The sequence below is a fragment of the Paraeggerthella sp. LCP19S3_G8 genome (assembly GCF_052119225.1).
GTDB lineage: Bacteria > Actinomycetota > Coriobacteriia > Coriobacteriales > Eggerthellaceae > Paraeggerthella > Paraeggerthella hominis.
The window spans coordinates 77305-103396 of record NZ_JBQKFQ010000005.1 but is presented as its reverse complement, the minus strand read 5'-3'; the positions used below and the strand labels follow the sequence as shown (position 1 = coordinate 103396).

The following is a 26092-nucleotide window of genomic DNA, read 5'->3' as shown; positions in this document are numbered from 1 at the left end:
CTAGACCGTCCTCAGGTCGATTTCGCAGCCCATGCGCTCGCTCGCGCGCTTGAAGATCTGCACGGCGTTCAACTTGAGGGAGTCGTCAAGAACGGAGTCCAGGATCAGGACGCGACGGGGCTCCAGCTCGGCGACGGCCTCAAGCGCCTCGAGGCTAAGGCCGTTTGACATGCAACAGATAAGCTCGTCGCAGGCAACGGACCAGATGGGGTATCCGGCTGCGTCAGCCTTCTCGACGGGCAGTGTAAGCTCAAGCCCCCACTTGAGCATCATCTCGAAGACGATATCGAGCTCCGAGCGGTCGGGCTTGACCACGTCAAGCGCAAGCTGACCCGGTTCAGGGCGCTCAATGCCGGATTCGTCGAGCTTGAAGACACGGAAGCCGATATCAGGTACGGACTTGGGCTCCTCGCCGAGCTTGAGCTGCGTGTTTTCTTTTTCGATTTCAGCTTTTATCTTCTGGCCAGCTCGCCTAATTCGTTCTTCGCCGATATCGCACAACGTTTGAAGACCCGACTGAATCGCCTCGTCGTTTGCCACCTCAGGGAGCTGAACGAGCAAAAATTTCCTCTTCTTTAAATCCTCTGCGTTTAACTCCATTACAGCTTGCGCCGTTGTTGCTGAGCCGGAAAAGAAATCGAGCACAAGACCATCCGAATCAACACATTGAGCTATGAGCAATTTCACGAGATTCACCGGTTTGGGAAAATCGAAAAGCTTCCCACCAAACATGTCGGAAAAATCGCGCGTCCCATGCGTCGTAAAGCCCACAACATCGGAATCGAGCCAAGTAGAAAAGCCGGTAAATGTCGAATTGAGATCCGAGAGAAACTTCTTCTCGCGAGGACGCCCAGAAGACTTGGATGGAAAGAGGATCCTGTTTTCGTCAATCATTTTGGCAATCGTATCGCGACTCTTCGACCATCCTCTATTTGGATTAGGCGGATAAGCGACTCCGGTTTTAGGATCAACAATATCGAAGTGCAAATTTGGTCTTTGCGAGGCATTTGCTAGCCCCGATAGATCAATGCTAGCCCAAGGGCCTCTAGGGTCATTGTCGGGATTCTTGTATTTCGCAATGTCTATTTCCGCACCCCTAAATGAGGCGTCGCTCGATTTCGCATAGACGAGAAGGTACTCGTTGTCAGGAGAGAGTCTCGTCTGATTTCGGCTGTCTGGATTTTGCCTTCTACGCCATTGGAGCGTACCCATTAGATTAGTTTCGCCAAAAATCTCATCTCCGACTTCGCGGAGATTCTTAATCTCGTTATCATCAATGGAGACAATGCAAATCCCATCGTTGCCAAGCAGCTCCCTCGCCAGCCTCAACCTCGGATACATCATGCTAAGCCAGTCCGAATGATATCGTCCACTTGTATCCGCGTTAGATTGCCTGCTCAACCCTGCTTGCTCTTTGTAATGCGCAATTGAGTCCTGGAAACTGTCTTTGTACACAAAATCGTGCCCAGTGTTATACGGCGGGTCAATATAGATCATTTTGACCTTTCCGTGGTATCCACGCTGCAGGAGCTTCAGTACTTCAAGATTGTCGCCTTCGATATAAAGATTCTCGGTGGTGTCCCAATCCACACTAGCATCCTCATCGGGACGCAAGACCGCCTTCGAGGGTTTCTGCGCCTGGCGAATGGCTTCGGCCTTCCCCGGCCACGTGAACGAGTAGCGCTCTTGCCCTTCGTCTACCTCGTCTCCAAGCTCTAGCCTCAGCTTGTCGAAGTCGATTCCGCTTTCGGTAAATACTTCGGGCATCAGTTCCTTAAGCTGTGTCAGACGGTTGTTTACCAGGTCTTCCGACTCGAGATTCATCTTTTCAATCCCACTCATATGATCTCCTTCTAAACAAGCTGTGGCTGAATTAGCTGAGCAATGTAGGGTATGACCGCAATGAAAACGTCAGTGCCCTTATCAGCAAGCCAAGCCTGGAGTTTGCCGAGCGTGCCGTTACGCTTCTTCTTGTCTTTGGTATTGAGGTCGCCAATCATTCCTTTGAGCAGAGTCTTATCATCGTCGGAGAGTATCGCTTCAGGCAACCTCTCGATCTGTTCAAAGGTTGTTTCCAATGTGATTTGGATATTGGTCGAGGCAGATGCCGTCGCGTTTTGAACCATACTGACGCTCGCAGCCTGCGCCTCGGCGATTCTCAGCCTACGAAGCTCCTCGTCGCGGAATAGCTTGAGCTTCTCCATCCTAAGCTCTGTCTGCTGGAGGCAGGGTTCATAGCCTCTGTAGCTGTAGCCCGACAAGCCGTCGGCATAAGAGTCGTAGTAATTCGCGTATATACTATCGACCTTTTCGTACACGGCAATCAGCTGGTCGCCGCAGAGTCCATCCTCATTAGCTCGTTCTAATTGGCGGATATGCTGCGTGATTGCAAGCAAACCAGAGCCACCATACGTCTCTCTGTCCTGCTCTTCACGTCGAAGACGCAATATAGCGAGCATCCGCCCCAAATCGGATTTCGTATAGCTAAATCCTTCGCCGCCGCCAAGGCATGCCCATGCCCTCGCGGGTGTGTAGTCGGGCTTCAGGATGTCACTAATATCATGACAGAGTGCATCCATATCGCTGGCGGTGGCGTCTCTCAGCGTTTGAGCAGCACGAACAATATATTCATCGAGCACGGTCATCGTTGACCTCCTTTGCGCAAAGAGCGGCAATCTTCTCGCCGACATCGTTCAATTCCCTCTCCAGTTCCTTCAACTCCATGCGCAGCTTCGCCGACTCGTTCAGTGTCAGTTCACGGTCGCATCGGCACTGGCGAGCGTCGGCAACCTGCATGACAAGCACATCGCTCCGTGCGATCAATTCGCTTAGCCGTTCCCGATCGTGCTTGGCGCACACCGGGTAGAACCCGAGCGATGCTATCGAACGAGAGAGACGAACGACCCAGCCGATGCCTTGCAAGTAAGCCAACAGGTCATCCTGCGGCAGCTTGGCGAGCTCGAGCGCATCAAGCAAAGACGCATACGCAGGATCGCCTGGATCGAAAGCGCCCGTCGACTCAATGGCATCGATGACCATGGCACCTTGTTCGGCTTTGCTCTTGCGTGTGGTGGCGAGGGATATGCAGGCCTCGCCTGTGCCATCGAACAAGACCACCGTAGGGTTTGGGAAGCACTTGTGTATGAGGCGCGCCTCCTCGGCGTAAGCGACCCCTTTTGCCATCTCGCAGCGAAGGAAGACGATGCTCTGCACGTTGCGCTCATCGTCCTCGTACGGCGGGATGCGCGTCGTGGACTTCTGGACCGTGGCGAAGTGATCGAGGCGCGCGACCTTGTCGAGCCTTTTCTGCTCGGTCTTGGTGAGCATGGCCTGTTTGGCGAGCACCGTCTTGGGGATGCGGCGGCATCCGGCGAGCGCCGCATCGGGCAGGCGCAGGATCCCGTTCCAATCGACGCCGCTCATCGCAGCACCGCGAAACATGCCAGCGAGTAGTCGTTGAACCCCATGACGGTGCCGCTGCCGACCTCGCCCAGGCTGAACAGGCTCTCGATCCCCTTGTCCTGCTGCGTCCCGGTGATGGCCGCCACGACGTCGTCGAGCAGGTCGGTGTAGGCGTCCATCCTGGTCCCGTCGCGGGTCTCGCGGTTGAACTCGCGGCACAGCTCGGCGATGGGCTCGGGATGCCCCGAGCAGACGGCGCGCATGATGTCGAGCGCCGGCTTGGGCTGCGTGTGCTTCGTCATGACCTCGCCGTCGGCCGACACGTACACCACGTAGTACGGGAAGACGGGGTTCGTGTCCCTGGGGTCGTTGCCCTCGTCGTTCTGCCTGAGGCAAAAGACCACGCCCGGTCTCACGTCTCCGCGAAGCTCGTCGGGGATGGGGGCCACGGCGTGGAGGCCCGCCGGCGAGTTCTCCAGCGCGCCGGGATGCTCCTTGGCGTAGCGCTGGAGCTCGACGCGGAAGTCGTCGAAGGCGAAGTCCGTGATGGAGATGCCGCCCGAGATGTCCTCGAGGTCGAGAACCTCGCTTCTGAGCTGTTGGAGCTGCTGGCGGCGGTACTTGAGGTCGTTCATCTCGCCGTTGCCCTTGGCCTCCAGCACGTTCTCCTCGCCGGTGGCCGAGGCGTCGAGCAGCGCCATGCGCCCCTTCACGCGGCCCTCGAGCTGGATGTACTCGTCGAGCGCGATGTCCGGCCAGAAGTTGACCAGCTGGATCTGCTCGTTCTTGGAGCCCAGGCGGTCGATGCGGCCGAAGCGCTGGATGATGCGCACGGGGTTCCAGTGGATGTCATAGTTCACCAGGCAGTCGCAGTCCTGCAGGTTCTGGCCCTCGGAGATGCAGTCCGTCGCGAAGACGACGTCGATCTCGCCGAGTTCCCGTTGGTTCTCGGGCAGTTCTTTCGAGACGGGAGAAAACCTCGCGAGGATGTTCTCGAAGGTGGTCCTTGGGAGCTTCAGCGAGTAAGTCCGGTTGGAGCTGCCCGCCACCTCGGCGCACTCGACGCCGAGTTCGCGCTTCAGCCAGGGCGCCAGCTGCTCGAAGAGGTAGGCAGTCGTGTCGGCGAACGCGCTGAACACCAGCACCTTGCGGTTGCCGGGGTTGTACGGCTCGCTGACCTTGCCGGCGATGAAGTCGCGCAGCTTCACGAGCTTGGCGTCGCGCTCGGGCGTCACCGCGTCGGCGTAGGCAAGCAGGGCGCGGAGCACCTGTATGTCGAAGTCGAGGTCCTGGCCCAGGCGCAGGGCGTCGACGTCTCGCAGGTCGACGCGCACCTTGCCGCCGGCCTCGAACTCCTCGGCATCGTCGTCGTCGAAGCCGTCCTCGAGGCCCTCGGTGCCGTAGGCGACCCCCGACGCGTCGGCGTCGAGCCTCGCGCGCAGGTCGACGCACCCGTCGAGGATGCGGCGCAACGTGATGCGGAAGCTGTTCACGGAGGACTCCATGCGCTTGAGGACGTTGATGCGCATGAGGTTGGCCACCGCCGTCGTGCGGTGGACCTGGCTCTCGAAGTCCTTGCCCCACGTGTCCCCGTAGCGGTCCTCGTACTTGCGGCGCTGGTCGGCGCGCACGTAGGAGAGCACCTGGTACTGGGCGAACGTGAGCTGGGCGATCATGTCGTTGAGCTCGGCGATCGGCGACAGCTCGCCTTCCAAGTCGATGGGGGTCTGGAACGACAGGGGCGGCCGGCGCGCCGGGAAGGTCCCGCTCGCGGCGCCGTAGTACTTCGTGATGTGCTTGCGGCTGCGCGCGATGGTCAGCACGTCGAGCAGCTTGAAGTAGTCGGCGTTCACCGCGTTCACGAAGCTCTCGGTCGTGCGCTCGGAGTCGGAGAGCTTGCTCCACTCGTTGAACCTCTGCTGGGCGACGCGCGTCACGTGGGTGATCGACGGGATGCCGTCGGTCTGGTCGAGGTACGCGTCGTCCCCCTCGGTTATGAGCTCAATCTGGTTGCGCAGGTCGAGCAGGCGGTTGTTCACCGGGGTGGCCGAGAGCATGAGCACCTTCGTGCGCTGGCCCGACTTGATGACGTCCTCGATGAGGCGCGTGTAGCGGTCGGTCTTGTCCGCGTCGGTGCTCTTGTTCCTGAAGTTGTGGCTCTCGTCGATGACGAGGAGGTCGAAGTGGCCCCATCGCAGGTGCTCGAGGTCCACCTCGCCGCTCATGCCGTGGTAGCGCGACAGGTCGGTGTGGTTGAGCACCGTGTAGCTGAAGCGGTCGTCCGCCAGCGGGTTGCGGTCGTCGTTGTCCTGGGTCCACAGGGTCCAGTTGTCCCGCAGGCGCTTCGGGCACAGCACGAGGATGCGGTCGTTGCGCTCCTGGTAGTACTTCATGACGGCGAGCGCCTCGTAGGTCTTGCCCAGGCCCACCGAGTCGGCGATGATGCAGCCCTTGTACTTCTCCAGCTTTCGGATGGCGCCCACGACGGCGTCCTTCTGGAAGTCGTAGAGCTTGTTCCAGACCACGGACTCCTCGAACTTGAGGCCGGGGCGGATGCCGTTGTCCTCGTCGTCCTCCATGAAGTCGCGGAACAGGTGGTACAGGGTCAGGAAATAGATGAACTCGGGCGGGTTCTCGCGGTAGAGCGTCTCGACCTGGGCGGCCACCTGCGCGGTGACTTCCTCAACCATGGCGGGGTTGTCCCAGACCGACTCGAACATCATCTTGAGGCCGACGGCCTCGGTGGCGTTCTCGAAGTGGCTCACGCAGGTCACGGTTCCCGGGCGGCGCTCGTAGCCGAGGCCCTCCTGCGTGAAGTTCGCGGCGGCGCCCATGAAGGCATGGTCTTCGCCGGAGGGGTTCTCCACCACGTATGTGCCGCCAGGCTGTATGGCGCCGGACGTCTTGGCGGACTTGAAGACGCCCTTCTCGCGGATCCACTCAGCGCATTCTCGGGCGAGCGCGCGTTGGTTGAGGTTGTTGCGCAGCGTGAGCTCGAGCCCCGAGCCGCCGACGCCGACCTCGCGCGCGCGGCGGGCTACCTCGAACTCGCGCGGCTCCTTCGAGTCGGCCATGCGCTTGATGAAGGTGGGCTCGCTGAACAGGAAGCACACCTCGTCGATTTTAGAGAGCTCCTCTTTGAGCTCTCCGTAGGCGAACACGGTGAAATACGAGCTGATTATCGACAGCTTCGCGCCGTCGTCGATGGATTCGCCGAGGGCGTCTCCCAGGCGCTCAGCGCCGACGTTGCTTAGCGACTTCACGCCTCTATGCCCCCTTCTTCGCGAGCTTTTCGATCATGCACGTACGCACGAAGGCCGAGAAGCTCATGCCACGAAGGGCCGCCTCTTCCTTGGCCGCGTCGCGCAAGGCATCGGGGATGCGCAGGGTTACGGAGACTTGGTCGCCATCTACCAGGAAGCTTCTGATCTCGGTCTCGTCGGGATTGCTCTTGATGAGTTCCTTGTAGTTGTTAGGCATCTGCGCCCCCATCGCTCAAAATGCAATACAAATGCGTTTTGCAGCATTATAACGCGACGACACGACATCGGAGACGAGGGGACGGCGAAGTTCGGGTGCGTGCGAGCAAGCAGCAAAAGCGGCCCATGCTCAGAGTTGCAAGGCGGTCTTCGCCCAGCTTAACACCCCCGATCTTCGGGAAAACTGAAGTATGATCGACGATTCTAGACAATATCCGCTCTTCTCGAGGCCTTCCGACCAGCGAAGCTACGCTATCCTCTGCAAAAGATCCGGACCGGCTCCAAAGCTCCAATGGGGTCTGGAAATTGCCATTGCACGAAAAACTGCGAATCATCCCTTAACTCCATATAGCCGGTCTCCCTCCACAATCCCAGCGGCTCACTAGCGGGCGGCGATCCTCCGAATGCCCTGGAGGCTCGATACCTCCTCGAGTATCCCTACGAGCTCGCCCGCTTGGTAGAACGCACCCCGCTTCGCATTGCCCATCTTCGAGAGAATGCCTCTCTCGCAAGCAGTTTCAACAAGGGAGCGCGCAGCGCGGTCGGTGATTTCGAGATGCTCTGCGACGTATGCGACGTTCACGACGGGTTGCTCCACTAGAAGCGCGGGCAAGTCATGGGAAGCCGACCCTGCGCGGTCCGTGTTGGCAGCGCCCCATGCGTCGAGAACGGCGTCCGTATCGAATGCAATGCGCGAACCTATGACGACGGCGAGTTCCAGCGCGTCGACAAGGCAGCAGATCATCGGCTCGATATCCCCCGCATGATAGGCATTGAGCGCCCCCATGTACCGCCCCACGTCGTGCAGCAGCCCCGCGGAAACGGGTAAGGTCGAATGCAGGAGGATCTCATCGTTCGCCAGCATGCGGTGCACAAGCGCACGACCCGTGCGGCCGTTGCCATCCGTGAACGGGTGAATGGTCTCGAACTGCGCGTGAAAGATCGCCGCCTTGGCCACGGGCGAGACATCTTCGCGCCCCCCGAACACGATAAGGTCGTCGAGACATCCGGAGATACGCTTTTCATAGGGGGGCACGAAAGACGCCCCATGCGGGCTGTAGGGCGAGCCTCCGATCCACACCTGCTCGTCGCGTAGCCCCTGCCGCTCGGCGGTTCCTGCCATGAGCGCGTCATGAATGCCGCAGATCGAGCCGATGTTCACGGGTCCGCTTTGCCCGACAGCCTCGCGCATGGCAGCAACGTTGCCCGCAATGAGCAAGGCGTTCTCAGGCGCCTTTTCCGTAAGCTCCGCGAGCGCCACGTTGCTCACGCTCGACGTAAGCCGCTCGATCTGAGAGCTCGACGAGGATTCGCTCCTCAAGAGGAGCGCTGGAAGATCCCAGTCACGCACGCCCTGAGCCTCATCGAAGCGCGCCACCGCGACCTCAACCTCGGCGATTCGCCGTTCAAGCTCGGGAGACAGACTGACCGCCTGCTGGGCGATTGCCGCTGGGACCGCCGCTTCGTAGGTCGGCAGGATCTTGCGCCTGCGACCCTTGGGTATGAGCGCAAGATCATCGTAATCCCTGTTCCATGCGCACGTCTCGTAGGTAATGCTTGGCCACATGGTCCCTCCCAGCAGACTTAATGCCGATTCCTATTCTTTTACGGAAGTAAATATTAGTTCACTTCCGTTATCTTGGCAAATCGGAATTCGCACGTTGCAAAGCGTATGCCGCTAAAGTGGTAGTCACGTGCCGATCCCGTAGAAGTACGCAGCCATATGCCACAATCCATCGCATACGCAGTTCAGACGCTTGTTTCCTCGTTAGCAGCGCTTCCGTTCGCTTCGCCTCCATCCGCCAACGTTGCTGCAGTATCGTGGCTTTACCTGCCTCTTCGAAAACAAATCTGCATCATCTATTGCAATACGATGCAGATAATCGGCCCATGCCGCAACGAAGGCGATTGAATGCGACAATTCGACTATTCAAGCGTCCTTCAGGGGCTTCTGACTCCGGAGACGATGAAACTGCTCTCGGCAGTCCACGAGCATAGGGGCAAGCAGGCCCCCTGCCTCACCGCCAAGCCGGACGCTTTGGAGGCGCTGGCCGAGGTCGCGAGGGTTCAGCCCATCGAGGCGTCCAACCGGATCGCGATACCCTCGCCGCAAGTTCCGTGGGCTGGCATGAGAGCAACAACTATGTTGGGCCGTTCGTACGCTCCATGCTGGGCGCAATCCTGGCAGCATACCGAGAATTCGAGGAACGCATATCCCTGGTGTCGGAAACTAAGTTTTCCAAGACCGAGCACGTAGAAGCCGTGCTGCACGACTCTTTTGGCAAGGTAACAAAGCGATGCATTTCCCAGGTCCGTTCTGACATCAGCACCACCATCGAGCACGCGCTGGCGAACTTATTGGCGAATGGCAAGGCCGAAAAGGCCGAAGCGTCCACGCTCCCTGCCAACCCCTAATTCTCCAAGTACGCCCTATCGAGCAGCGGCTTGACGCCGTCGAGCTCGTCCATGGTGCGGATGCTGCACTCCAGATCGCCCGTACCCCAATGGCCTTTTTCGCGAGCATCGACAACGATGCCGCCCAGCTCAACCGTATCGGGATTCAGATGCATGTGCAGAATCACGCGCGTTCTGTTTACTTCAACGCAAACAATGTTGCGAACTTTTTTGATGGCCAAGTACAACTTGAGCTCGTTTTCGGATACGTCGTCACCCCGTTCCGCCATGTAACGGCGAATCTCATCGACGATCTCGCGTAACTCGTCCGTCGCTCCGGCGTACTGCTGCGCAAAGGTTTTGTCGTTCGACCTCGACCTCGCAAAGCCTCCGTCGATCGCAGGGGAAGCCAGCGCAACGGTAGACGGCGAATTCAGATACTCAAACATCACCATGTCGCCACCGTTCGCATAGCGGATCAAGCGGATATTGCGGTTCATCTGCTTAATCGCATGCAAATCGTACCTGCCGAACGCGTTTGCAATGCAATAGACGGCGGGCGAACTCCAATCTATAGTGTCGGCGGCTTGCCTGCCGAGCCTTTCGATCACCAGTAGCTTGAAGTCCGCACGATGATCGATAAGCCAATCGAGGTAGAACAACCCCTGGTTGATGACGTTTTCATTGACGTCGCGCTTGTATTCGAATATCACCGGGCAATTGTTCTCGTCGATCCCAAGGCTGTCGATACGTCCGCCTTGAACATCGGCGCCATCGGCAAGCGAAACGGCGTACTCACTCGCCAAAAACCGCACTCCGAAGAAGGTTTCCATATTCCGTTCGATAAGCCGCTGTATCTCGCGCTCCAAACGTACAGCCTGCAACGCAATAGGCTCGACCTCGGGCTTCAATCGAAAAAGAGTGATGTCGCTCATCGTAAGTCCTTAATCGCAGTAGTAGCGCGAACGAATTCTGCACGCATTGAAGCACTCCCCATAGGATGCCATTACCGCAGGACGCACCTACTCCTTTTCAGGGAACGTCCCACGCCCTTAAGCCCCTCAAGCAGCGGACACTCCGGTTATCTATGCTTTCTGAAAGCACGGCATCATATCATGCGTGCGAGTTATAATAGCTCGATTAAGACTAGATGACCACAAGGAGGGATGCTGTGAAGCGCTGCAAGATAATAGACATCTCGCCTAAGTACACCGCTCTTGAATTCTTCTCGGGAATTGGCTTGGCCCGTGCCGGCATGGACCGAGTCGGAGTCAAAACCATTTGGGCAAATGATATTGATGAGGTAAAGTGCACCCTCTATAAAGCTCAATGGGGAGACAAAGACCTAGTTTGCAAAAACGTATTCGACGTAAAAGCAGCAGAAGTTCCCACCGCCGATGTTGCCTGGGCATCTAGTCCATGCACCGATCTTTCACTTGCGGGAAAGAGAGAAGGATTGATCAATGGCCGAGAATCAAGTGCGTTCTTCGGCTTCGTCAATGTGATCGAAGCCATGAAGGATCGCAAGCCGAGAGCAATAATTTTAGAAAACGTATGCGGCCTCGCTTCTTCTCACGATGGCGCTGACTTTCGAATTGTCGTCGAAGAGTTTAATCGCCTGGGTTATTCGGTGGACGCATTCGAAATCAATGCAAGGAGATGGCTCCCCCAATCTCGTCCAAGAATGTTTGTGGTTGGCATTCAAAACCCGAGGGCCGACACGAACGCAAGCATTGATTCCTCGCTCAGGCCAGATAAGCTTGCTTGGATCCATTCAGACAAAACGCTTGAAACTCACGTGACCCCGCTAGGCCCCATTCCCGAAATCAAAACGACTGGACTCACGCAACTCGTAGACAAGCTCAACGATGCCGACTCACGTTGGTGGGATTCAGATCGCATCAATAGCTTCATCTCCTCATTAAACGACACGCAAAGACGTCGCTTTGATGACTTGGTTTCAGGTTCAAAAATAGTCGCACGCACCGCGTACCGAAGAACGAGAGCCGGAAAACCTGTTTGGGAAATTCGCGAAGATGATATTGCAGGATGTCTGAGAACCGCCAGAGGAGGGTCATCCAAACAGGCAGTTGTATTCATGGGAAACGGCACTGTTCGAGCTCGTTGGATGACGGGATCTGAATATGCAAAATTGCAAGGTGCAGGAAAGTTCAAGATCAAGGGTTTCCGTGACTCGCAAGTGCAGTACGCCTTTGGTGACGCAGTTGCGGTCCCGGCGGTTTCTTGGCTTGTTCGAGAGGCAGTGATTCCCTACCTGCATAAAATGCCGGAAGAGGTGAGGCACCTTGGAACAGCTCGACAAGCAAATTGAAGTAGCGCTCGCTACTGCAGAATTCTGGTATGAATCCCACCGCAATGGCAAAGGCGGTGTCAACACCAATGTAATGACGAGCGGCATGGCAATCGCGGAATTACTGAGAAACCAATTCCCGCTCACAGCCGAATCTATAAAATCAGAAAAGAACAGCCAGGTCAAAGGGTTGAGCGGTTCCTTGGCCAAACGCGTTCTTTCGAATTTCGGGGAAACCCGTAAATTCACGTCAGAAGGCGGCCGCACCTCTAGAGGCACATTGGTGATTGCAACACAGCTCGCTAAAATGCTCTCCGAAAACCTCGGAGGACACGACCTTGATCACAATACGCTAAATGCGATAGCCGATAAACTCCAAGGGTTTTTCGTCCTAAAAGTTCAAGAAGATTACTTCAACAAAAAGAGGCTTGAGGTAGCTTTCGACACCGAAAAGCCCGTGTCCGGCATAGTGAACGACATTTTTGATGTCGCGAGGGAACGTTCGGACCAGCCAACCGGCGTTGTCGCCCAACATCTTGTCGGCGCGAAACTGGAATTAAGATTCCCCGATCTCGAAGTCGGTCGAGACAAGGCGAATGCAGCCGATCAACAAACTGATCGACAGGGAGATTTCCAGCTCGGCAATGCAGCATTCCACGTCACCGTCGCACCCGCTGCGAAACTTGCTGACCGCGCAAGGGACAATATCTTGCAGGGCTATCGTCCGATAATGCTCGTCCCGAGCTCGGAGGTCTCTTTTGCAACTGGGCTGTTCAAATCCGAAGGTTTGTCCCATAGAGTCGAGATCGTCAGCATTGAATCGTTCATCGGATCAAATATTGAAGAATTAGCATTTTTCAACTCGGGAAACATCAAGGTCGGAGTTGCTCGATTGATCAGAAGGTACAACGAGAGAATCGAAGCGTGCGAAAGCGACCAATCGCTGAGAATCGAAGAGCCTTCATGGATGGCCAACCTTCTGGAACCGAAATTCGAATATTCTGCCGCTAAAGTGGAAGAGCAAGATTAATCTTGCTCTTCCCTGTTCCACCCCATCCATTATCCAAGCCGTCACCAACACGCACGCGCTCAAAATCAGCTCCTCGACAACCCATCCCCCCCTACTCCCCGCAGCACCAACCGCTCTCCCACGCCCTCCCGCTTCCCCACCCCAACCTTAAAAAGACCTGAAATCCCATTTGCCGTGGTATAAAGACCCCAAGCAACGAAAGACCCCCTTGGGGAATCGGCCTTCCGGACGGAGCACCATTGCCCATAGAGCAACCGGAAACGCAAGAACTGCACCGCGTTCCCTAAACGAAATGAAGAGGCATCGATGAAAATAACCTTGAAGATCGCATTGATCGTAATACTTGCCCTAGCCGGCATCTCCCTAGCTGCGTTCATGCTCCTGAAATCGCTCACCCCCAACCAGGAAGAGCGTATAGCCTACGATAAGGACAAGCAGGTCGCACTCATCGACTCGCAGCTTGCCGGGATGGACCTCGAAAAGATCCGCGCGAAAAAAGACCTGATCATGGAGAAGCCCATCGAAGACCTGCATGCGGCAATCTCGAAGGGCGAACTAACCTACGAAGAGCTGACGGCGTTTTATCTGGACCGCATCAAAACGCACGACGTCGGCGAAAAGGGGCTCAACGCAGTAGCAGCAATCAACCCGAAAGCCATAGAGGAAGCCCGCGCGCTCGACGCGAGCCCCGCAGCCCCGACGGGCATGAGGGGAATCCCCGTCCTCCTCAAAGACAACATCAACACGAACACCATGCCGACCAGCGGCGGCACCTACGCGCTCAAGGACTTCACGCCAAGCGACAACGCCGAAATGGTAACCGCCCTCATCAATAGCGGCGCCATCATTTTGGGCAAGTCGAACCTGTCGGAACTTGCGAACTTCATGGACACGAGGATGCCGAGCGGCTACAGCTCCAAGGCCGGCCAAACCCACAACCCCTTCAATCCCCTCGAGCTCTCGCCGGAAGGCTCCAGTTCCGGAAGCGGCGCAGCCGTTGCCGCGAACCTCTCCGCAGTGGCGATCGGAACGGAAACCACGGGTTCGATCATCGCCCCGTCGGCGATCCATTCGATCGTCGGGTTCAAGCCCACGAAAGACGCCATCTCCGCCACGGGCGTGATTCCGCTGTCATCCACCATGGACACCGTAGGGCCCATGACGAAAAACGTGAAGGACGCAGCCGCTCTCTACAACGCATCTATATCGAATACGTCGAAGGCCGTGGACGAAAACCTCAACGCCGACTTTCTCAAGGGCAAGCGAATCGGCATTGTCGGCAAAGATCCCGACCAGGCCCTTGCCAACAAGATAAAGGCCTGCGGCGCCGAAGCGGTAGCGGCCGAGCTTCCGGAAGAGGGAATTGACAACGAGTACATCATCAACCAGGACTTCAAAAACGACCTCAATCGGTACCTGCAAACCTACAATGCGCCGGTGAAAAGCCTCGCGGAGCTGATCGCCTTCAACAAAGAAGACGCGAGCAGGCGAGCAAAATACGGTCAGAACCTCATTGAAGAGGCAAACGAGGTGAACGAATTCGATAAAGCGAAAGTCGAAGCGATGGTCAAAAAGGCACAGAGCAGAATCGACGACCTGCTTCGCGACAAAAAGCTCGACGCGCTTGTTTTCTACGACAACGAAGGCGTCCTTCTGCCCGCCGTGGCAGGATACCCCGAACTGACGGTGCCGGTCGACGTTTCCGAAGAAGGCGCCCCCAGAGGAGCCACTTTCATCGGAAGCCAGAACGAGGACGAGAAGCTGCTCAACATCGCCTACAGCTTCGAGCAGAAAACCACCGGGCGCGCGATCCCCCAAAACTACCTGAAGTAGGATTGCCCGCAATCAACGAGCGCCGGATTGCGCCGTTGACGAGCTCCCTTCTTAGCAAACGATAACTGCGCTTCCCAAAATCCCTCAGCGGGCGGGCTTCCTTCTAGCCCGCCCGCACGCGCTGGACACCGCACGCACCGCGAAGCGCGATTTGACGTTTCAAGATCAAATCGTCAAGCCCACGGAAAATCTCCTTGCTATGCTGTGCCTCAATAGGAGCGAATCGCTCTGAGCGAAAACCGCATCGATTTTCGAGCGTTTTCCCAAGACGGTTCGCACGCATTCGAAGGGAAGGGGCTCCTATGTTCTTCTATGAACCGCTTTCGGCAACGGCTTTCATAAGCGTAATCGTCTACCTGGTGTTTCTCATAGGAATGAACGAGCTTTCGCGTCTAAGCAAATGGGTCGGCGCGGCGATGTTCATCGCGTTGCCCATCGTGTTGACGGTGTTCGTATGGCCGAACACCGCCGTCGAGGGAACAGGCGCGGGCACATGGTTTCAGTGGGTGAAAACGTACTCGTGCTTGGCCGGTGCCATTCTGGGATGGCTCATCGTGTACTTTCCCGCGTTTCAAAAGAAGCACATCGTATGCATTCCTCCCATCATCTTCGCCATCAACATCCTGGAAGCGTGCATCCGCGACTTTCAGCTGGCAGGCGTGACGGGCATGGTGGACGGCTACATGGTAGTGGGCGGACCATGGAACGTCATCAACGGTGTGGCGGGCATCCTGAACGCGCTGTGCATCTGCGGGTTTTTCGGGATCATCGTAAGCCGCGGAAAGAAGAAAGACTATATATGGCCCGATCAAATGTGGTTCTGGATCATCGGGTACGATCTGTGGAACTTCGCGTACACCTACAACAGCGTGTCGGACCGTTCCATGTACTGCGGCTTGGTTCTACTGCTCGCCTGCACCATCCCGGCGTTCTTCATCAAGCGCGGTGCCTACGCGCAGCATCGCGTGCGCACCTTGGCCGTCAACATGATCATCACCATGACGGTGCCGTGGTTCTTCTTGCATCCCATGTTCATAGTGCATTCCACCAACAGCCCCGCAGCTCACATGACCATCTCTGTGATCGCGCTTGCGTTCAACGCATGCGTGGCGGTCTATCAAGCGCGCACGATGCTGGCAAAAAAGCGCAATCCGTTCAAACGCGAGCTATTCATAGACAGCTCGCGGTACCGCAGCGTCTACCTTGACAACATCGACGTTCCCGAAGGCGAACGCGAAGCGGCGCTGGCGAACCTGGAACAATTCGGCTATGCCGCGGCTTGGGACGACAAGGGCCGCGTGGAGACGATGGTGACACGTCCGTAGCAACAGCGGCGCAATTGGAACCAGGGCGAACCGTACGCGGCAAGCCACGACGAGCCCTGCGAGCAACAAGGCCCCGGCATCGCGCGATCCAAGGAGGCAATCCATGGGAATCCTGTACCAGGCAAGCGACCCTACGGTGTGGGCCGTATGGCTGTTCGTGCTGTTCGCCCTGATGGCATTCAACGAATTAGGGCGCACGAGCGCATGGGGCGGCGTGGCGCTGTTCATTGCCGCGCCTATCGTGCTGACCGTGTTCGTATGGCCCTACACCGCCGCGCCCGGAAACGCCTACGGCACGGGCAACTGGTTCAACTGGGTGAAAACGTATTCCGCTCTAGCCGGATGCGTGGGCTTCATGGCGCTCAGGTTCGTGAAATGGCGCGGTGCCGACGGTCGGACGCATCACCTGTACGAAAAGCGTTGGGCGCTCTGCTTCCCGCCGCTCATTCTGGCAGTCAATATAGCCGAGGCCGTGGTTCGCGACGTCCAGATGTTCAGTTTCGGATTATGGGACGGCGCCGTGGTCGACCATGTGTGGATGATTTCCGGTCCGTGGAACATCATGAACGCGATAGCCGGCGTTCTGAACATCATCACCATCTGCGGCTGGTTCGGCATCTTTGTTTCCAAGGACAAGTCCGAAGACATGATCTGGCCCGACATGATTTGGATGTGGATCATCGCCTACGATCTGTGGAACTTCGCGTACACCTACAACTGCATGTCCGACCATTCCACGTACACGGGCTTGGCGCTATTGATCGCCTGCACCATCCCCACGTTCTTCACGAAGCGCGGCGCATGGCTGCAACATCGCGCGCAAACGCTGGGACTGTACGCAATGTTCGCCATGGCGGTACCGCAGTTCTACACATTTGCGGAAATTCCCACCACGCACAATCCAACCGCGTTCTTCGCAGTAAGCTTGGTGGCACTTGCCGCCAACATGGCGCTTGCCGCCTACCAGGTTCACCGGATTCGTTCGCGGCGTCTTAACCCGCTGAAAGACGAGCTTTATACTGACACCAGAAGCTATAGGGAGGTCGTCGAGGAAAACCGCTGATCCGCTCGTCCGATATCCTCGCGAAAGCGGAGCGCAGCCGCACAACGGCACGCACATGCGGCGACTTCCCAAACGAACGAAGGAGCCGTCATGCCCATGCAGAGCAGCGCGCCCATGCCGGGAGTCGATCCGCACCTGCCGCGTCCCGTCACGCGGCAGGTGCGCGAAAGCGCACGGCTAGACGGCACGGCGGGCGACATCATGCTGGCTGCGCGAGAATTATACGAACGCGCGGGAGTGGCAGCCACCAGCTTGGCCTCCATCGCTCGCGAGGCCGGCGTGAGCCGTAGCCTGGTGTACTATTATTTTCCCGACAAGCAGGCCGTGACTGCTGCCGTATTGGACGATTACCTGGAAGACCTGATTGAAAGCGTGGCCACCTGGAACGAACTGCGCGCATTCGGCGACACGCCCTCCGAGCTGAAGAAATGCGTGTCGGCGTTTCGCCGGGCGCTCTACACCGCATCGGGCCGACCGCGCCCCATGATAACCGTCCTGGAAGAACTGGGCATGCGCGACAAGTTCGCCACACGGGCCGTACGCGAAATCGTCGCATGCATCCAGCGCTACATCGTGTCCGAATACGCGGCATACCGCACCGTCGATATTCAGCTGGTGCCCGAAACGTTCGGATTGCTGCTCTTCGGCCTGGAGGGGATGATGAAAGCCAAACCCGACATCACCGATGACGAGTTGGCGCTGCTCATCGCGCAAACGCTGCACCTGGACATGCGGGTGATGGACCCGCCCCCGTGGCCGGAGCACCCCGCTGCTTCGGAATGAGAAGCGACGACCTTTCCCCGCACAAGGGAAACAAGCAGGAAGGAAAGCCGCTCTTTTGGAAAGTTGGCGACAAACACCGAGGCACATTCGGAAACCGAAGCGAACTCCTTGGCCAGGCGCTCAAAGGTACAGGGAGCGGACAAACTCAACGAACTCAGAATCCAAATTGCTGAGATGACGCGACCTCCGCCAAAACAAATGCAACGGCATTTCTATGGTATTCCCACAGCCGTCCACGATGGGAAGAACAAGCAGGTGCCCGTTTCTTATCGTTCGTCTTGCATGCTGCAAAGGACGTATCACGTACAATTCTCTATCAATGACGAAATCGATGTCGCTATGAGAGCTAACCTGCAAGGGAGAAACGTTCACCGAGCTCCCCTCGGACCGCACGCGCTCGATGAAGAATTCGTTGAAATCCCGCTCCCCCGAAAACAAGACCAATTCACCTTGCACCAATTCCTCAATCGCAACGACGCCTCCTGCGGCGAAGCGCGCACAATGATCGGACACCAAAGCCGCAATGGGGAACTTTTTCAGCAGCAAACCTTCCGATAATCGAAAATCGCCTTTCGACACCACGCTGATGCCAAGATCGACTCTTCCCTCGGCAACAGAATCAACTATTGCGTCCCCCTTCATCTCAGCGAAGCTCAGATCGGCCGTTTGATGGGCTTCCTGAAACTCGAGAAGAGCACTGCGGTCGATGCTTCCACCGTTTTCCCTGAAACAGAGGGAATGGATGCCCACCGTAAGGGAGAGGGTTCTCTCCTTCTTGTACTGATCGGCAAGAACCTGCAACCTCTCCAAAGAAAGAAGCGCTTCTTCGGCTTTTTCTTTGAATAATTCGCCGAAGGAGGTTAAGGCTATCCCGTTAGGGCCCCGCTCGAAAAGCGAAACGCCTATGCGGCATTCGAGAATCTGAACCCCCTTGGAAACCGCCTGCGGAGACACGTAAAGCATCTTTGCAGCTTGCGAATAGCTCCCCGCCGAGGCTGCCGCCACAAAGTACTCCAGTTGGCGCATTTCGAATTCAATCAAAGCCCCTCCCTTACCCCAGTGAAACGCGAAGCTTTCAAAACATCATAGCAAAGCACTTGCCCGCTTTCGCTTCATCTATTCAACAAAAAATTGCGCTGCATCAACGCGACATTGAAGCAGGTTGTTTTTCGTTGGGCTGCCCAAAGAATCACTTCTTTCCTCAAGGCGCTTGCCGCCTCTATAGTAAATACTCGAAGGTCAATCTGACTGCACGAACTTCGTTGGAGGGTAAAAGAGAGGAAAGCCATGTCGGTAGGAAGAAGAGAGTTTCTCAAAACCATCGGTGTAGCCGGTGCCGCGCTTGCAGGAGGCGCCGCGCTTGCTTCTTGCGCACCTGCGAAGTCGTCTTCGGAAGACACGCAGGGCCAAACGAACAACCTCGATGCTGCCTCGGTTGCATGGGACAGCGAAACCGACGTCTTGGTAGTGGGCACCGGGTTCGCAGGGCTCGCCGCAGCCATCGAAGCAAAAAAAGCCGGCAGCGATGTCGTCATTATCGATAAAATGACGACGTACGGAGGCAACTCGAGCATCAATGGCGGAGACATGGCCGCTGTCGGCACCCCCTTGCAGAAAGAAGCGGGCATCGAGGACAGCGTCGACCTTATGATGGCGGATATGCTTAAAGCCGGAAAATACTACAACCATCTGGATAAAGTGAAAGTGCTTGCAGAAAATTCCGGTGCCGCCGTCCAATGGCTTACCGATATCGGAGTCAAATTCACAAAGCTCAATTTCCATGGAGGCCACTCGGTTCCCCGAACCAACACGACCGAGAATGCAACGGGGGCGGACATCGTCAAGGCCGAAGTCGCCTATCTGGAAAGTCTGGGAGTTGAACTGACGCTCGGCACCAAAATGGAACGGCTCGTCGAGGATGCTTCAGGACGCATCGTCGGTGCCGAAGTTCGCAAAAAATACAAGTTCGGGCAAGAAAACAGCGGCACCCTGGCTTACATCAAGGCAAAAAAAGCCGTCGTACTCGGAGCAGGCGGATTCTCCCAAGACGTTCTCATGCGGGCTATACACGAACCGCGCCTGACAGACTCCTTTGCAAGCACAAATCACCAAGGAGCAACGGGCGAGGCTTTGAGGGAAGCGCTCAAGCACAAAGCCATGGACGTGCACATGGATTGGATCCAGCTAGGGCCGTGGACCAGTCCCGACGAAGAGGGCTTTGGCTATTGCCCGCAATTTTGCGAACGGCTTGTGGGCTACGGGCTGATGATCGACCCCGCTACGGGAAAACGATTCGTCAAGGAAACAGGGGACCGCAAAGAGCGCGCCGACCTCATGCTCGAGATCAACCATCCCACGCTTATCATCGCGGACGCCCCAACGGTTAAAAAGCAAGTGGCCCAGCACATCTTCGAAGGAGGTCTTAAAAAGGGCGTGATTATGGAATTTCAAACCCTCGATGCGATTGCGGACAAGTTTGAAATACCCGAGGAAACGTTTCTTGCCGAAGTCCAACGATGGAACGGCTTCGTGGCCCAAGGAAAGGACGAGGACTTCGGCGCAAAGGTGCAAGTTGGCGCCGAACCGACGCAAACGCCTCCGTATTACGCCGCCAAACTATGGCCGAAAGTCCACCACACCATGGGCGGACTGCATACCACTTTGCAGGCGCAGGTTATCGACCAAGACTTCAAGCCCATTCCCGGATTGTACGCAGCTGGCGAAATAACGGGCGGAACGCACGGCGCCGTGCGCTTGGGAAGCTGCGCGATTACCGATTGCACAGTCTACGGGCGCATCGCCGGGCAAAACGCGGCGAAGGAACAATCGTAAGCCTGCACAAAGATCAAGCGCCGAATACGTGGTGACGCCAGAAATAGATCGCGCTCCGGCAGGACATCCGTCGGGGCGCGATGGAAAAAGGGCGCCAAGAGGATAGGTTGCACCACCGTGCCCCTACCATGAGCGCTTGCGGTACCAGAAGAATTCCACCGAAGACAAGAAGGAATACGAATTTCAACCATTTCGAGCACTTCTTGCCCAACATGGCAAGCGCTGCAAGCATAAAGCCTGTAGGCGCAAGGCAAAGCATCGCGCATCGGTTCCGCCAATAGGAGCACACGACGGATAAGCCGTGGCCGATCTCCCTTGCATTATCAGCCTCGAAAGAAATCCTATGGCCGCCTGCCGCCGCAGGATGCTCCAAGAGGACCTTGCCAAACAGCTCGGCAGCGCTACCGTTTCGAGCGCCCCGGCGGAGCAACAAGAATGCCGACATCACAAGTCGCCAGCGCCTCAACAGCAAGCTCCTGCTCGGAGCGCAACGCTCCCTTGAACTCAACTCTAATCGACCGGCCTTTGCAACGCCTGCCCCCAAACGCAGGTTGCGCGCCTTATCCGGCCAATCGCTGCAGTTGCCATCCCCTCTTTTGACACGTACGGCAGATTCGACCGCATGATCCGCACCCTCGCAGGCACGTCTTTCGAATTAAGCTTTAAACTGACTTTCGACGTCATGCGTTTGAGTGATGATGGAAACCGCCGCTGATCATCGTAAGTTTGAAACGATGCTCCCATGAACAAGGGTTTACCGTCATGACATGCGCCACTCCGAAGCGGCAACGCAAATCGCATTGCCGAAACCACCAATCGGAACAGAGCCCTGACGGGGAAATAAGCGGTCGTACGATTTGAATCGCGCGCTCGAACCGATGAGCACTGCATGTGCCGACAAGGCGCAGCAAAGCTTGCGAGCATCCGTCGCTGCCACCGGCTCGGCGAAAAATGCCCTCATGTGGGCACATCGCCCGATCGCGAACGCTCGACCGCCGCAGGAGCACCCTCCCGATCGCGCGCGATCCGAAACGCACTTACCGCCCGCCGTTAATCATCCTTGTCGAAATCAACCGCAAGCAAACGCGCATTGCCGTCATCGACAAGCGGATAACCCGCCGCAATCCCCGCACTTCCTCAACCCGATCCTCGAAAACGAGCCAGAAGGACCGCGTCTTCAAGCGGCAAAAGCTCGCGACGCGAGCGGTTCGAACACTCGATGCGAGGCTTCCATCGCGCAGACCGCTCCATCCCGACACGCGGCAGCAAAAAACAACTCGTCCCTGGAAGCGAGCGTTACTTCCAGGGACAAGCTTTAGTTCAGGCAATGCGAAACGATCTGCTTGCTTCCTTTAAATTTCCCTCTTCCTCAAAGCCATAGCAAGAACACCGCCCGCCGCAACAACCGCCGCAAGAGCAGGCGAAAGAGGACTGTGATCCCCCGTGCGAACGAGACCCTTGTAGCCCACTGCAGCCCGCTTGCCCTGACCGTTATCGTCAGTTCCAGCGTTCTTGCCAGCGTCCACGGTCTTGCCGGTTTCAGGAGAACCAGGCTTCTCCTCATTTTCATTAGAGCCCGGATCGGCTATCTCGCGGTCCTCCATGCGCACCACGGACCCGGCCGCGGCGGCCCACCCGTCCCCGGAGCGGACCTCCACGGCGCCCTCGCGCACGCGGAACACGATCGACTCGGCCACCTCGTAGCCCCGCGGGGCGCGCGTCTCCACCATCGTGTAGACGCCCGGGGCCAGCTCCACCGAGCGCGGCTCGGGGCCCGAGACCCACTCGGCCACGGCCTCGCCGTCGGCGGAGCCCCCCTTGACGACCTTGAGGGAGGCGCCCTCCAGCTCGCCGGAGCCGGCCACGGCGGTCTTGCTCATGAGCGCGGTCGCGCCTTCGTCGGCAACGCTTACGCGCAAAGCGACGGTGCGCTGCAAGCTCTCCGAAAGGGCAAAGCTGCCGATGGTCTGGCTTCCCGGAGCAACGAAGCTTATGCTCTTGCCCATGTCCTGCGGCTTGAACAGATTAATAAGAATCTCGTTCTCGCCAAACGAAACCGACTCCGTCGCCTGGATGAAAAGACCTTCGGGCCTCTTCTCCACGCGCAGCCCCTCGGGCACGACGATATCGCCCAACTCGTCGTCCGAAATCACCTTGTCGGACTTCTCGCTTACCACGATCCCCTGAAGAAGTTCCTTTTTGGAAACGGTCAGGGTTCCATCGATCTCGTTTCCATTGAACATGAACTGCGGCACGTACGCCATCTTTTCGCGATAATCCGCCACCTTGTCCTTGATGGACTGCTTCATGCTGTCGATGGTCTGCGCTATTTCGGCAGGCATCTGTTCGGCAGACCCCGAACCGTCATTCTTGACCAAGGCGAACTCTTTGAAATTCGAGTTTCCCAGCTCTTCCCAGATAAGAAGCTGCGCGGCAACGTACCACAGCTTGTTCTGACTGTCGTCGTTGTCTTCGTTGCCGTATCCAAAATGAGAATACAGGCTCATGGTGTTGATCATATCGGAAGTGAGCGTCAAATCCGAGGGCTGGTAATCGCCCATTTTAAGGGGGTCGACCATCACGTCGGCCTCAAGGCAATAAACCGGCTTTTCCTCGTGGCTGATAACAGCCACGGCAACGTAGTTCGTCTTCTTCAAGTGCCCGAGATTCTGCTTGTCTTCGACCATAACCCCCAGCGTGTTTCCCGAGGGGTCCTTCGCATTGATCGCGTACACGTCTTTCCCGTCGAAAATGCTGGTAATCTCAAGAGGGCCGGCTGCAACCCCAACCGCTGAAGCGGGTGCAGCATATACCGGAGACAAGCCTATCAGCGCCATCAGAAGCAGCGCAATTACGGGCATTCTCATTCTTGTCATAAGCAATCCTTACTTAATACGAACGTAAGGCGACAAGACAACCCCCGTCGTCATAGCCGCCCATCTTCCATTTCCGGTCGAATAAATCGACCCCGAATTATGCCAGGCGGAGTCTACTATAGAATTGTTTATACATGAAAGAGTTTATATACAAGCAAGGATAAATGATCCATTGCGTAAACCATCTGCTCTGCACAGAGGCGAAAGCGCCGCGAGCCAATGCAAGCCTCAGCTCGCGGGAACCGCTTCCGCATGCAGGTCAGAGAAGTATTGCTCCGCTATGCGAGCGGACGAAGCGGCATCCTTTGCGTAGTAATCCGCGCCGATGATCCGAGCGTACTCTTCCGTCAAAACCGCGCCGCCCACCATTACGGCAGCACCCGGGACCTCAGCGTGCAAAAGCGCGATCGTCTGCTCCATCGCCTTGACGGTCGTCGTCATCAAGGCGGACAATCCCACCAACCTCGCATGGCACTCCCGAACCCCGTCCACAACCGCCTCAGGCGAAACGTCGCGCCCAAGATCGACCACGCGATACCCGTAGTTCTCGAGCAGCATCTTGACAATGTTCTTCCCTATGTCGTGAATATCGCCCTTCACCGTAGCAAGCACGATAACCTGCCCGCGGTCAAGTTCGCTCGCACCCGCCTGGTCTTTGATCACGTCGAAACCGGCCTTGACGGCCTCCGCCGAAGCCATGAGCTGCGGAAGGAAGAACGCGCCTCGTTCGAACCTGTCGCCAACCTCGTTGAGCGTAGGAATAAACACGTCGTTGATCAGGGACAGCGCGTCTCGCGACCGCAAAAGGCCCCGCGTCGCATCGGCCATGGGCCCCTTGCGCCCCGTAAGGATCAGCTGCTCGATTGCGCGCACCTCGTCGTCTGCCCCAGCGCTTGCGCCGCTCGAATCATCGGCGCTCGGCACCGGCTCCCGCGATCCCTTGGCCGCGTCTTCAGACCCGACGACGCTCACGGCATAGCGCTCAACGTACGATGCGGCGTTTTCGTCTTCGCCGCTCAACACGCGAAAGCTCTCCACAACGTCCCGGCAGCGCACGGACATCGGATTGAGGATGGGCATGTCGAGCCCCGCCCCCAAAGCGGCCGCAAGGAACGTCGCCGTCATCAGCTCCCGCTCGGGCAAACCGAAGCTGATATTCGACACGCCGAGCACCGTGCGCACGCCCAAACGCTCCTTGACCATGCTTACCGCGCGCAAAATCTCGCATGCTTCGCGTTGGTTCGTCGCCGCCGACATGACAAGGCAGTCGATGGCGATGTCCTCGCGCGGGATCCCGTGCGAAACCGCCTGATCGACAATGCGCTCGGCCAAGGCGAACCGCTCCTCGGCACTTGACGGAATGCCGTGCTCGTCAAGCGTCAAGCCTACCACCGCGCAGCCGTAGCGCTTCACGATGGGAAGGATGGCCTCCAAGCTCTCCCGCTTCGCGTTCACGGAATTGACGAGCGGCTTGCCCGCATAGCCGCGCACCGCTTCCTCGATGGCGCAAGGGTCGCTCGAGTCGATCTGCAAAGGCAGCGTCGACGTTGCCTGCAGCCTCAAAACGGCGCGCGAGAGAACGTCCGCCTCGTCGAGCTCGGGTAGCCCCACGTTCACATCGAGGATCTCGGCTCCCGCCTCCTGCTGGACAACCGCCTCCCCCACCAGGTAATCGTAGTCGCCGTCGCGCAAAGCGGCCCGCAAGCGCGGCTTGCCCGTCGGGTTTATGCGCTCGCCGATCATCGCAACGCGATGCGCGTCCTTTTCGAGCACCACCGCTTCTTGGGCGCTCGTGACAACGAACGCGTCAACCTTGTCGCGCGGGGCAACCGACCGGCCCTTCGCCAGCCGCGCAAGACGCTCCACGAACACCGGGGACGTTCCGCAGCAGCCCCCGATCACGGTCACGCCCGCGGAAACGATCCCGTCCATCGCGCGCTCGAACTCGTCAGGCTCGACGTCGTATACCGTGCGCCCATCAACAATGCGCGGCATGCCGGCGTTGGGGCGCACCACAACGGGACAGCGCGCGAACCTCAAAAGCTCGTGCGCAACAGGCACCAGCTCATCGGGGCCCAGCGAGCAGTTGACGCCGACCACATGCGCGCCCAAAGCGGAAAGCGTCGCCGCCGCCACCGAGGGAGGCGTCCCCAAAAACGTTCGGCCGTCCTCCCCGAACGTCATCGAAACGAATACGGGAAGATTCGAGCAATTCTTAGCGGCAAGAAGAGCCGCTTTCGCTTCCCGCAGATCGGTCATGGTCTCTATCAGCACGATGTCGCACCCAGCCGCCACGATCGCTCGCACCTGTTCGCAGAACATATCGTAAGCATCGGAAAACGACAGCGTGCCAAGCGGTTCCAGCAAAACGCCGAGCGGGCCCATCCCTCCGGCCACGTAGCGCGCGCCCGCGGCACGCGCGCAAGCGGCGGCCGCACGATACACGTCGGCCACCTCCGCGCGGCCCTCCAGCTTATGAGCGTTCGCGCTGAACGTGTTGGTGGTGACCATTTCCGCGCCCGCTTCAACGTAAGAAGCGTGAACAGCGGTAATGGCGTCGGGATTCGTGAAGTTCAGCAAATCGGGAAGCTCGCCATGGGCGGTCAGCCCCTGCTTTTGAAGCATGGTGCCCATGGCGCCGTCCTGCACAAGAAAGTCCAAGCCTTGCAGCACGCGCTCCAGATGCGCATCCTTGATAACCAAGCCCTCCAAGCTGTCCGGCATGCTCGCCCGCCCATCGTTCGCCATCATGTTCTCCCTCCGC

General features: G+C 57.7%; 19 protein-coding genes. 8 read left to right on the top strand and 11 right to left on the bottom strand.

The genetic code is table 11. The annotated features are described in order from the left end of the window. The 6 genes from ACTQZK_RS07270 to ACTQZK_RS07245 all read right to left on the bottom strand — a co-directional run bounded on the left by ACTQZK_RS07270 (position 1) and on the right by ACTQZK_RS07245 (position 8448). On the bottom strand, positions 1–1842 hold the full coding sequence (locus ACTQZK_RS07270) for a site-specific DNA-methyltransferase (RefSeq protein WP_441899132.1): 1842 nt from the start codon (positions 1840–1842) through the stop codon (positions 1–3). Between the two features lie 11 nt (positions 1843–1853). After that, positions 1854–2645 (bottom strand): hypothetical protein, encoded by a 792-nt coding sequence (locus ACTQZK_RS07265; protein ID WP_441899130.1) that lies wholly within the window; start codon positions 2643–2645, stop codon positions 1854–1856. After that, a complete protein-coding gene (locus ACTQZK_RS07260; protein ID WP_441899129.1) occupies positions 2629–3423 on the bottom strand; it encodes a DUF4391 domain-containing protein in 795 nt (264 codons plus the stop codon). Before ACTQZK_RS07260 ends, ACTQZK_RS07265 begins: the two co-directional genes overlap by 17 nt. Continuing rightward, on the bottom strand, positions 3420–6665 hold the full coding sequence (locus tag ACTQZK_RS07255; protein ID WP_441899127.1) for a helicase-related protein: 3246 nt from the start codon (positions 6663–6665) through the stop codon (positions 3420–3422). The genes ACTQZK_RS07260 and ACTQZK_RS07255 overlap by 4 nt, the downstream gene beginning before the upstream one ends. Positions 6666–6669: 4 nt before the next feature. Next, positions 6670–6882: a YlcI/YnfO family protein gene (locus tag ACTQZK_RS07250; protein ID WP_441899125.1), complete on the bottom strand. Its 213-nt coding sequence runs from the start codon at positions 6880–6882 to the stop codon at positions 6670–6672. A gap of 381 nt (positions 6883–7263) precedes the next feature. Then, positions 7264–8448: a Fic family protein gene (locus tag ACTQZK_RS07245; RefSeq protein ID WP_441899123.1), complete on the bottom strand. Its 1185-nt coding sequence runs from the start codon at positions 8446–8448 to the stop codon at positions 7264–7266. A 653-nt stretch (positions 8449–9101) separates the two neighbouring features. Between ACTQZK_RS07245 and ACTQZK_RS07240 the strand changes: the two genes are divergently transcribed. After that, positions 9102–9296, top strand: coding sequence for a hypothetical protein (locus ACTQZK_RS07240; RefSeq protein WP_441899121.1), 195 nt, complete (start codon positions 9102–9104; stop codon positions 9294–9296). On the opposite strand, the gene ACTQZK_RS07235 is transcribed toward ACTQZK_RS07240, so the two are convergent. Then, entirely contained in the window at positions 9293–10210 is a 918-nt protein-coding gene (locus ACTQZK_RS07235) for a DUF5655 domain-containing protein (RefSeq protein WP_441899119.1), read from the bottom strand. The two genes, ACTQZK_RS07240 and ACTQZK_RS07235, sit on opposite strands and share 4 nt — an antisense overlap. Positions 10211–10446: 236 nt before the next feature. On the opposite strand from ACTQZK_RS07235, the gene ACTQZK_RS07230 reads away from it, so the two are divergent. The 6 genes from ACTQZK_RS07230 to ACTQZK_RS07205 all read left to right on the top strand — a co-directional run bounded on the left by ACTQZK_RS07230 (position 10447) and on the right by ACTQZK_RS07205 (position 17620). Next, positions 10447–11607 (top strand): DNA cytosine methyltransferase, encoded by a 1161-nt coding sequence (locus ACTQZK_RS07230; protein ID WP_441899117.1) that lies wholly within the window; start codon positions 10447–10449, stop codon positions 11605–11607. Then, positions 11582–12616, top strand: a complete 1035-nt coding sequence (locus ACTQZK_RS07225) for a DUF4928 family protein (protein ID WP_428421888.1) — start codon at positions 11582–11584, stop codon at positions 12614–12616. The genes ACTQZK_RS07230 and ACTQZK_RS07225 overlap by 26 nt, the downstream gene beginning before the upstream one ends. Before the next feature lie 306 nt (positions 12617–12922). After that, a complete protein-coding gene (locus tag ACTQZK_RS07220; protein ID WP_441899115.1) occupies positions 12923–14449 on the top strand; it encodes an amidase family protein in 1527 nt (508 codons plus the stop codon). A gap of 302 nt (positions 14450–14751) precedes the next feature. Beyond that, a complete protein-coding gene (locus ACTQZK_RS07215) occupies positions 14752–15774 on the top strand; it encodes a DUF5692 family protein (protein ID WP_216529626.1) in 1023 nt (340 codons plus the stop codon). Between the two features lie 103 nt (positions 15775–15877). Next, entirely contained in the window at positions 15878–16837 is a 960-nt protein-coding gene (locus tag ACTQZK_RS07210; RefSeq protein WP_225749467.1) for a DUF5692 family protein, read from the top strand. Positions 16838–16927: 90 nt separating this feature from the next. Next, positions 16928–17620, top strand: a complete 693-nt coding sequence (locus ACTQZK_RS07205; protein ID WP_225749468.1) for a TetR/AcrR family transcriptional regulator — start codon at positions 16928–16930, stop codon at positions 17618–17620. A 120-nt stretch (positions 17621–17740) separates the two neighbouring features. Here the strand turns inward: ACTQZK_RS07205 and ACTQZK_RS07200 are convergent, their stop codons facing one another. Beyond that, entirely contained in the window at positions 17741–18661 is a 921-nt protein-coding gene (locus ACTQZK_RS07200; protein WP_225749469.1) for a LysR family transcriptional regulator, read from the bottom strand. 246 nt (positions 18662–18907) lie between these two features. On the opposite strand from ACTQZK_RS07200, the gene ACTQZK_RS07195 reads away from it, so the two are divergent. After that, the gene (locus ACTQZK_RS07195; RefSeq protein ID WP_441899112.1) at positions 18908–20452 is read left to right on the top strand and encodes a flavocytochrome c; all 1545 of its coding nucleotides are present in this window, start codon (positions 18908–18910) and stop codon (positions 20450–20452) included. A 760-nt stretch (positions 20453–21212) separates the two neighbouring features. Here ACTQZK_RS07195 and ACTQZK_RS07190 read toward each other — a convergent pair. The 3 genes from ACTQZK_RS07190 to ACTQZK_RS07180 all read right to left on the bottom strand — a co-directional run bounded on the left by ACTQZK_RS07190 (position 21213) and on the right by ACTQZK_RS07180 (position 26079). Next, a complete protein-coding gene (locus tag ACTQZK_RS07190) occupies positions 21213–21431 on the bottom strand; it encodes a TOTE conflict system archaeo-eukaryotic primase domain-containing protein (protein ID WP_441899225.1) in 219 nt (72 codons plus the stop codon). A 373-nt stretch (positions 21432–21804) separates the two neighbouring features. Further along, positions 21805–23328, bottom strand: coding sequence for a SpaA isopeptide-forming pilin-related protein (locus ACTQZK_RS07185; RefSeq protein WP_441899110.1), 1524 nt, complete (start codon positions 23326–23328; stop codon positions 21805–21807). 228 nt (positions 23329–23556) lie between these two features. Next, positions 23557–26079, bottom strand: coding sequence for a homocysteine S-methyltransferase family protein (locus ACTQZK_RS07180; RefSeq protein WP_428421906.1), 2523 nt, complete (start codon positions 26077–26079; stop codon positions 23557–23559). Between the last annotated feature and the right edge of the window lie 13 nt (positions 26080–26092).

Bases quoted from the DNA above. Each gene is read 5' to 3' on its own strand.
- ACTQZK_RS07270 (WP_441899132.1), bottom strand. From the start codon at position 1,842: ATGAGTGGGATTGAAAAGATGAATCTCGAGTCGGAAGACCTGGTAAAC.
- ACTQZK_RS07265 (WP_441899130.1), bottom strand. From the start codon at position 2,645: ATGACCGTGCTCGATGAATATATTGTTCGTGCTGCTCAAACGCTGAGA.
- ACTQZK_RS07260 (WP_441899129.1), bottom strand. From the start codon at position 3,423: ATGAGCGGCGTCGATTGGAACGGGATCCTGCGCCTGCCCGATGCGGCG.
- ACTQZK_RS07250 (WP_441899125.1), bottom strand. From the start codon at position 6,882: ATGCCTAACAACTACAAGGAACTCATCAAGAGCAATCCCGACGAGACC.
- ACTQZK_RS07245 (WP_441899123.1), bottom strand. From the start codon at position 8,448: ATGTGGCCAAGCATTACCTACGAGACGTGCGCATGGAACAGGGATTAC.
- ACTQZK_RS07235 (WP_441899119.1), bottom strand. From the start codon at position 10,210: ATGAGCGACATCACTCTTTTTCGATTGAAGCCCGAGGTCGAGCCTATT.
- ACTQZK_RS07220 (WP_441899115.1), top strand. From the start codon at position 12,923: ATGAAAATAACCTTGAAGATCGCATTGATCGTAATACTTGCCCTAGCC.
- ACTQZK_RS07215 (WP_216529626.1), top strand. From the start codon at position 14,752: ATGTTCTTCTATGAACCGCTTTCGGCAACGGCTTTCATAAGCGTAATC.
- ACTQZK_RS07210 (WP_225749467.1), top strand. From the start codon at position 15,878: ATGGGAATCCTGTACCAGGCAAGCGACCCTACGGTGTGGGCCGTATGG.
- ACTQZK_RS07205 (WP_225749468.1), top strand. From the start codon at position 16,928: ATGCCCATGCAGAGCAGCGCGCCCATGCCGGGAGTCGATCCGCACCTG.
- ACTQZK_RS07195 (WP_441899112.1), top strand. From the start codon at position 18,908: ATGTCGGTAGGAAGAAGAGAGTTTCTCAAAACCATCGGTGTAGCCGGT.
- ACTQZK_RS07185 (WP_441899110.1), bottom strand. From the start codon at position 23,328: ATGACAAGAATGAGAATGCCCGTAATTGCGCTGCTTCTGATGGCGCTG.
- ACTQZK_RS07180 (WP_428421906.1), bottom strand. From the start codon at position 26,079: ATGATGGCGAACGATGGGCGGGCGAGCATGCCGGACAGCTTGGAGGGC.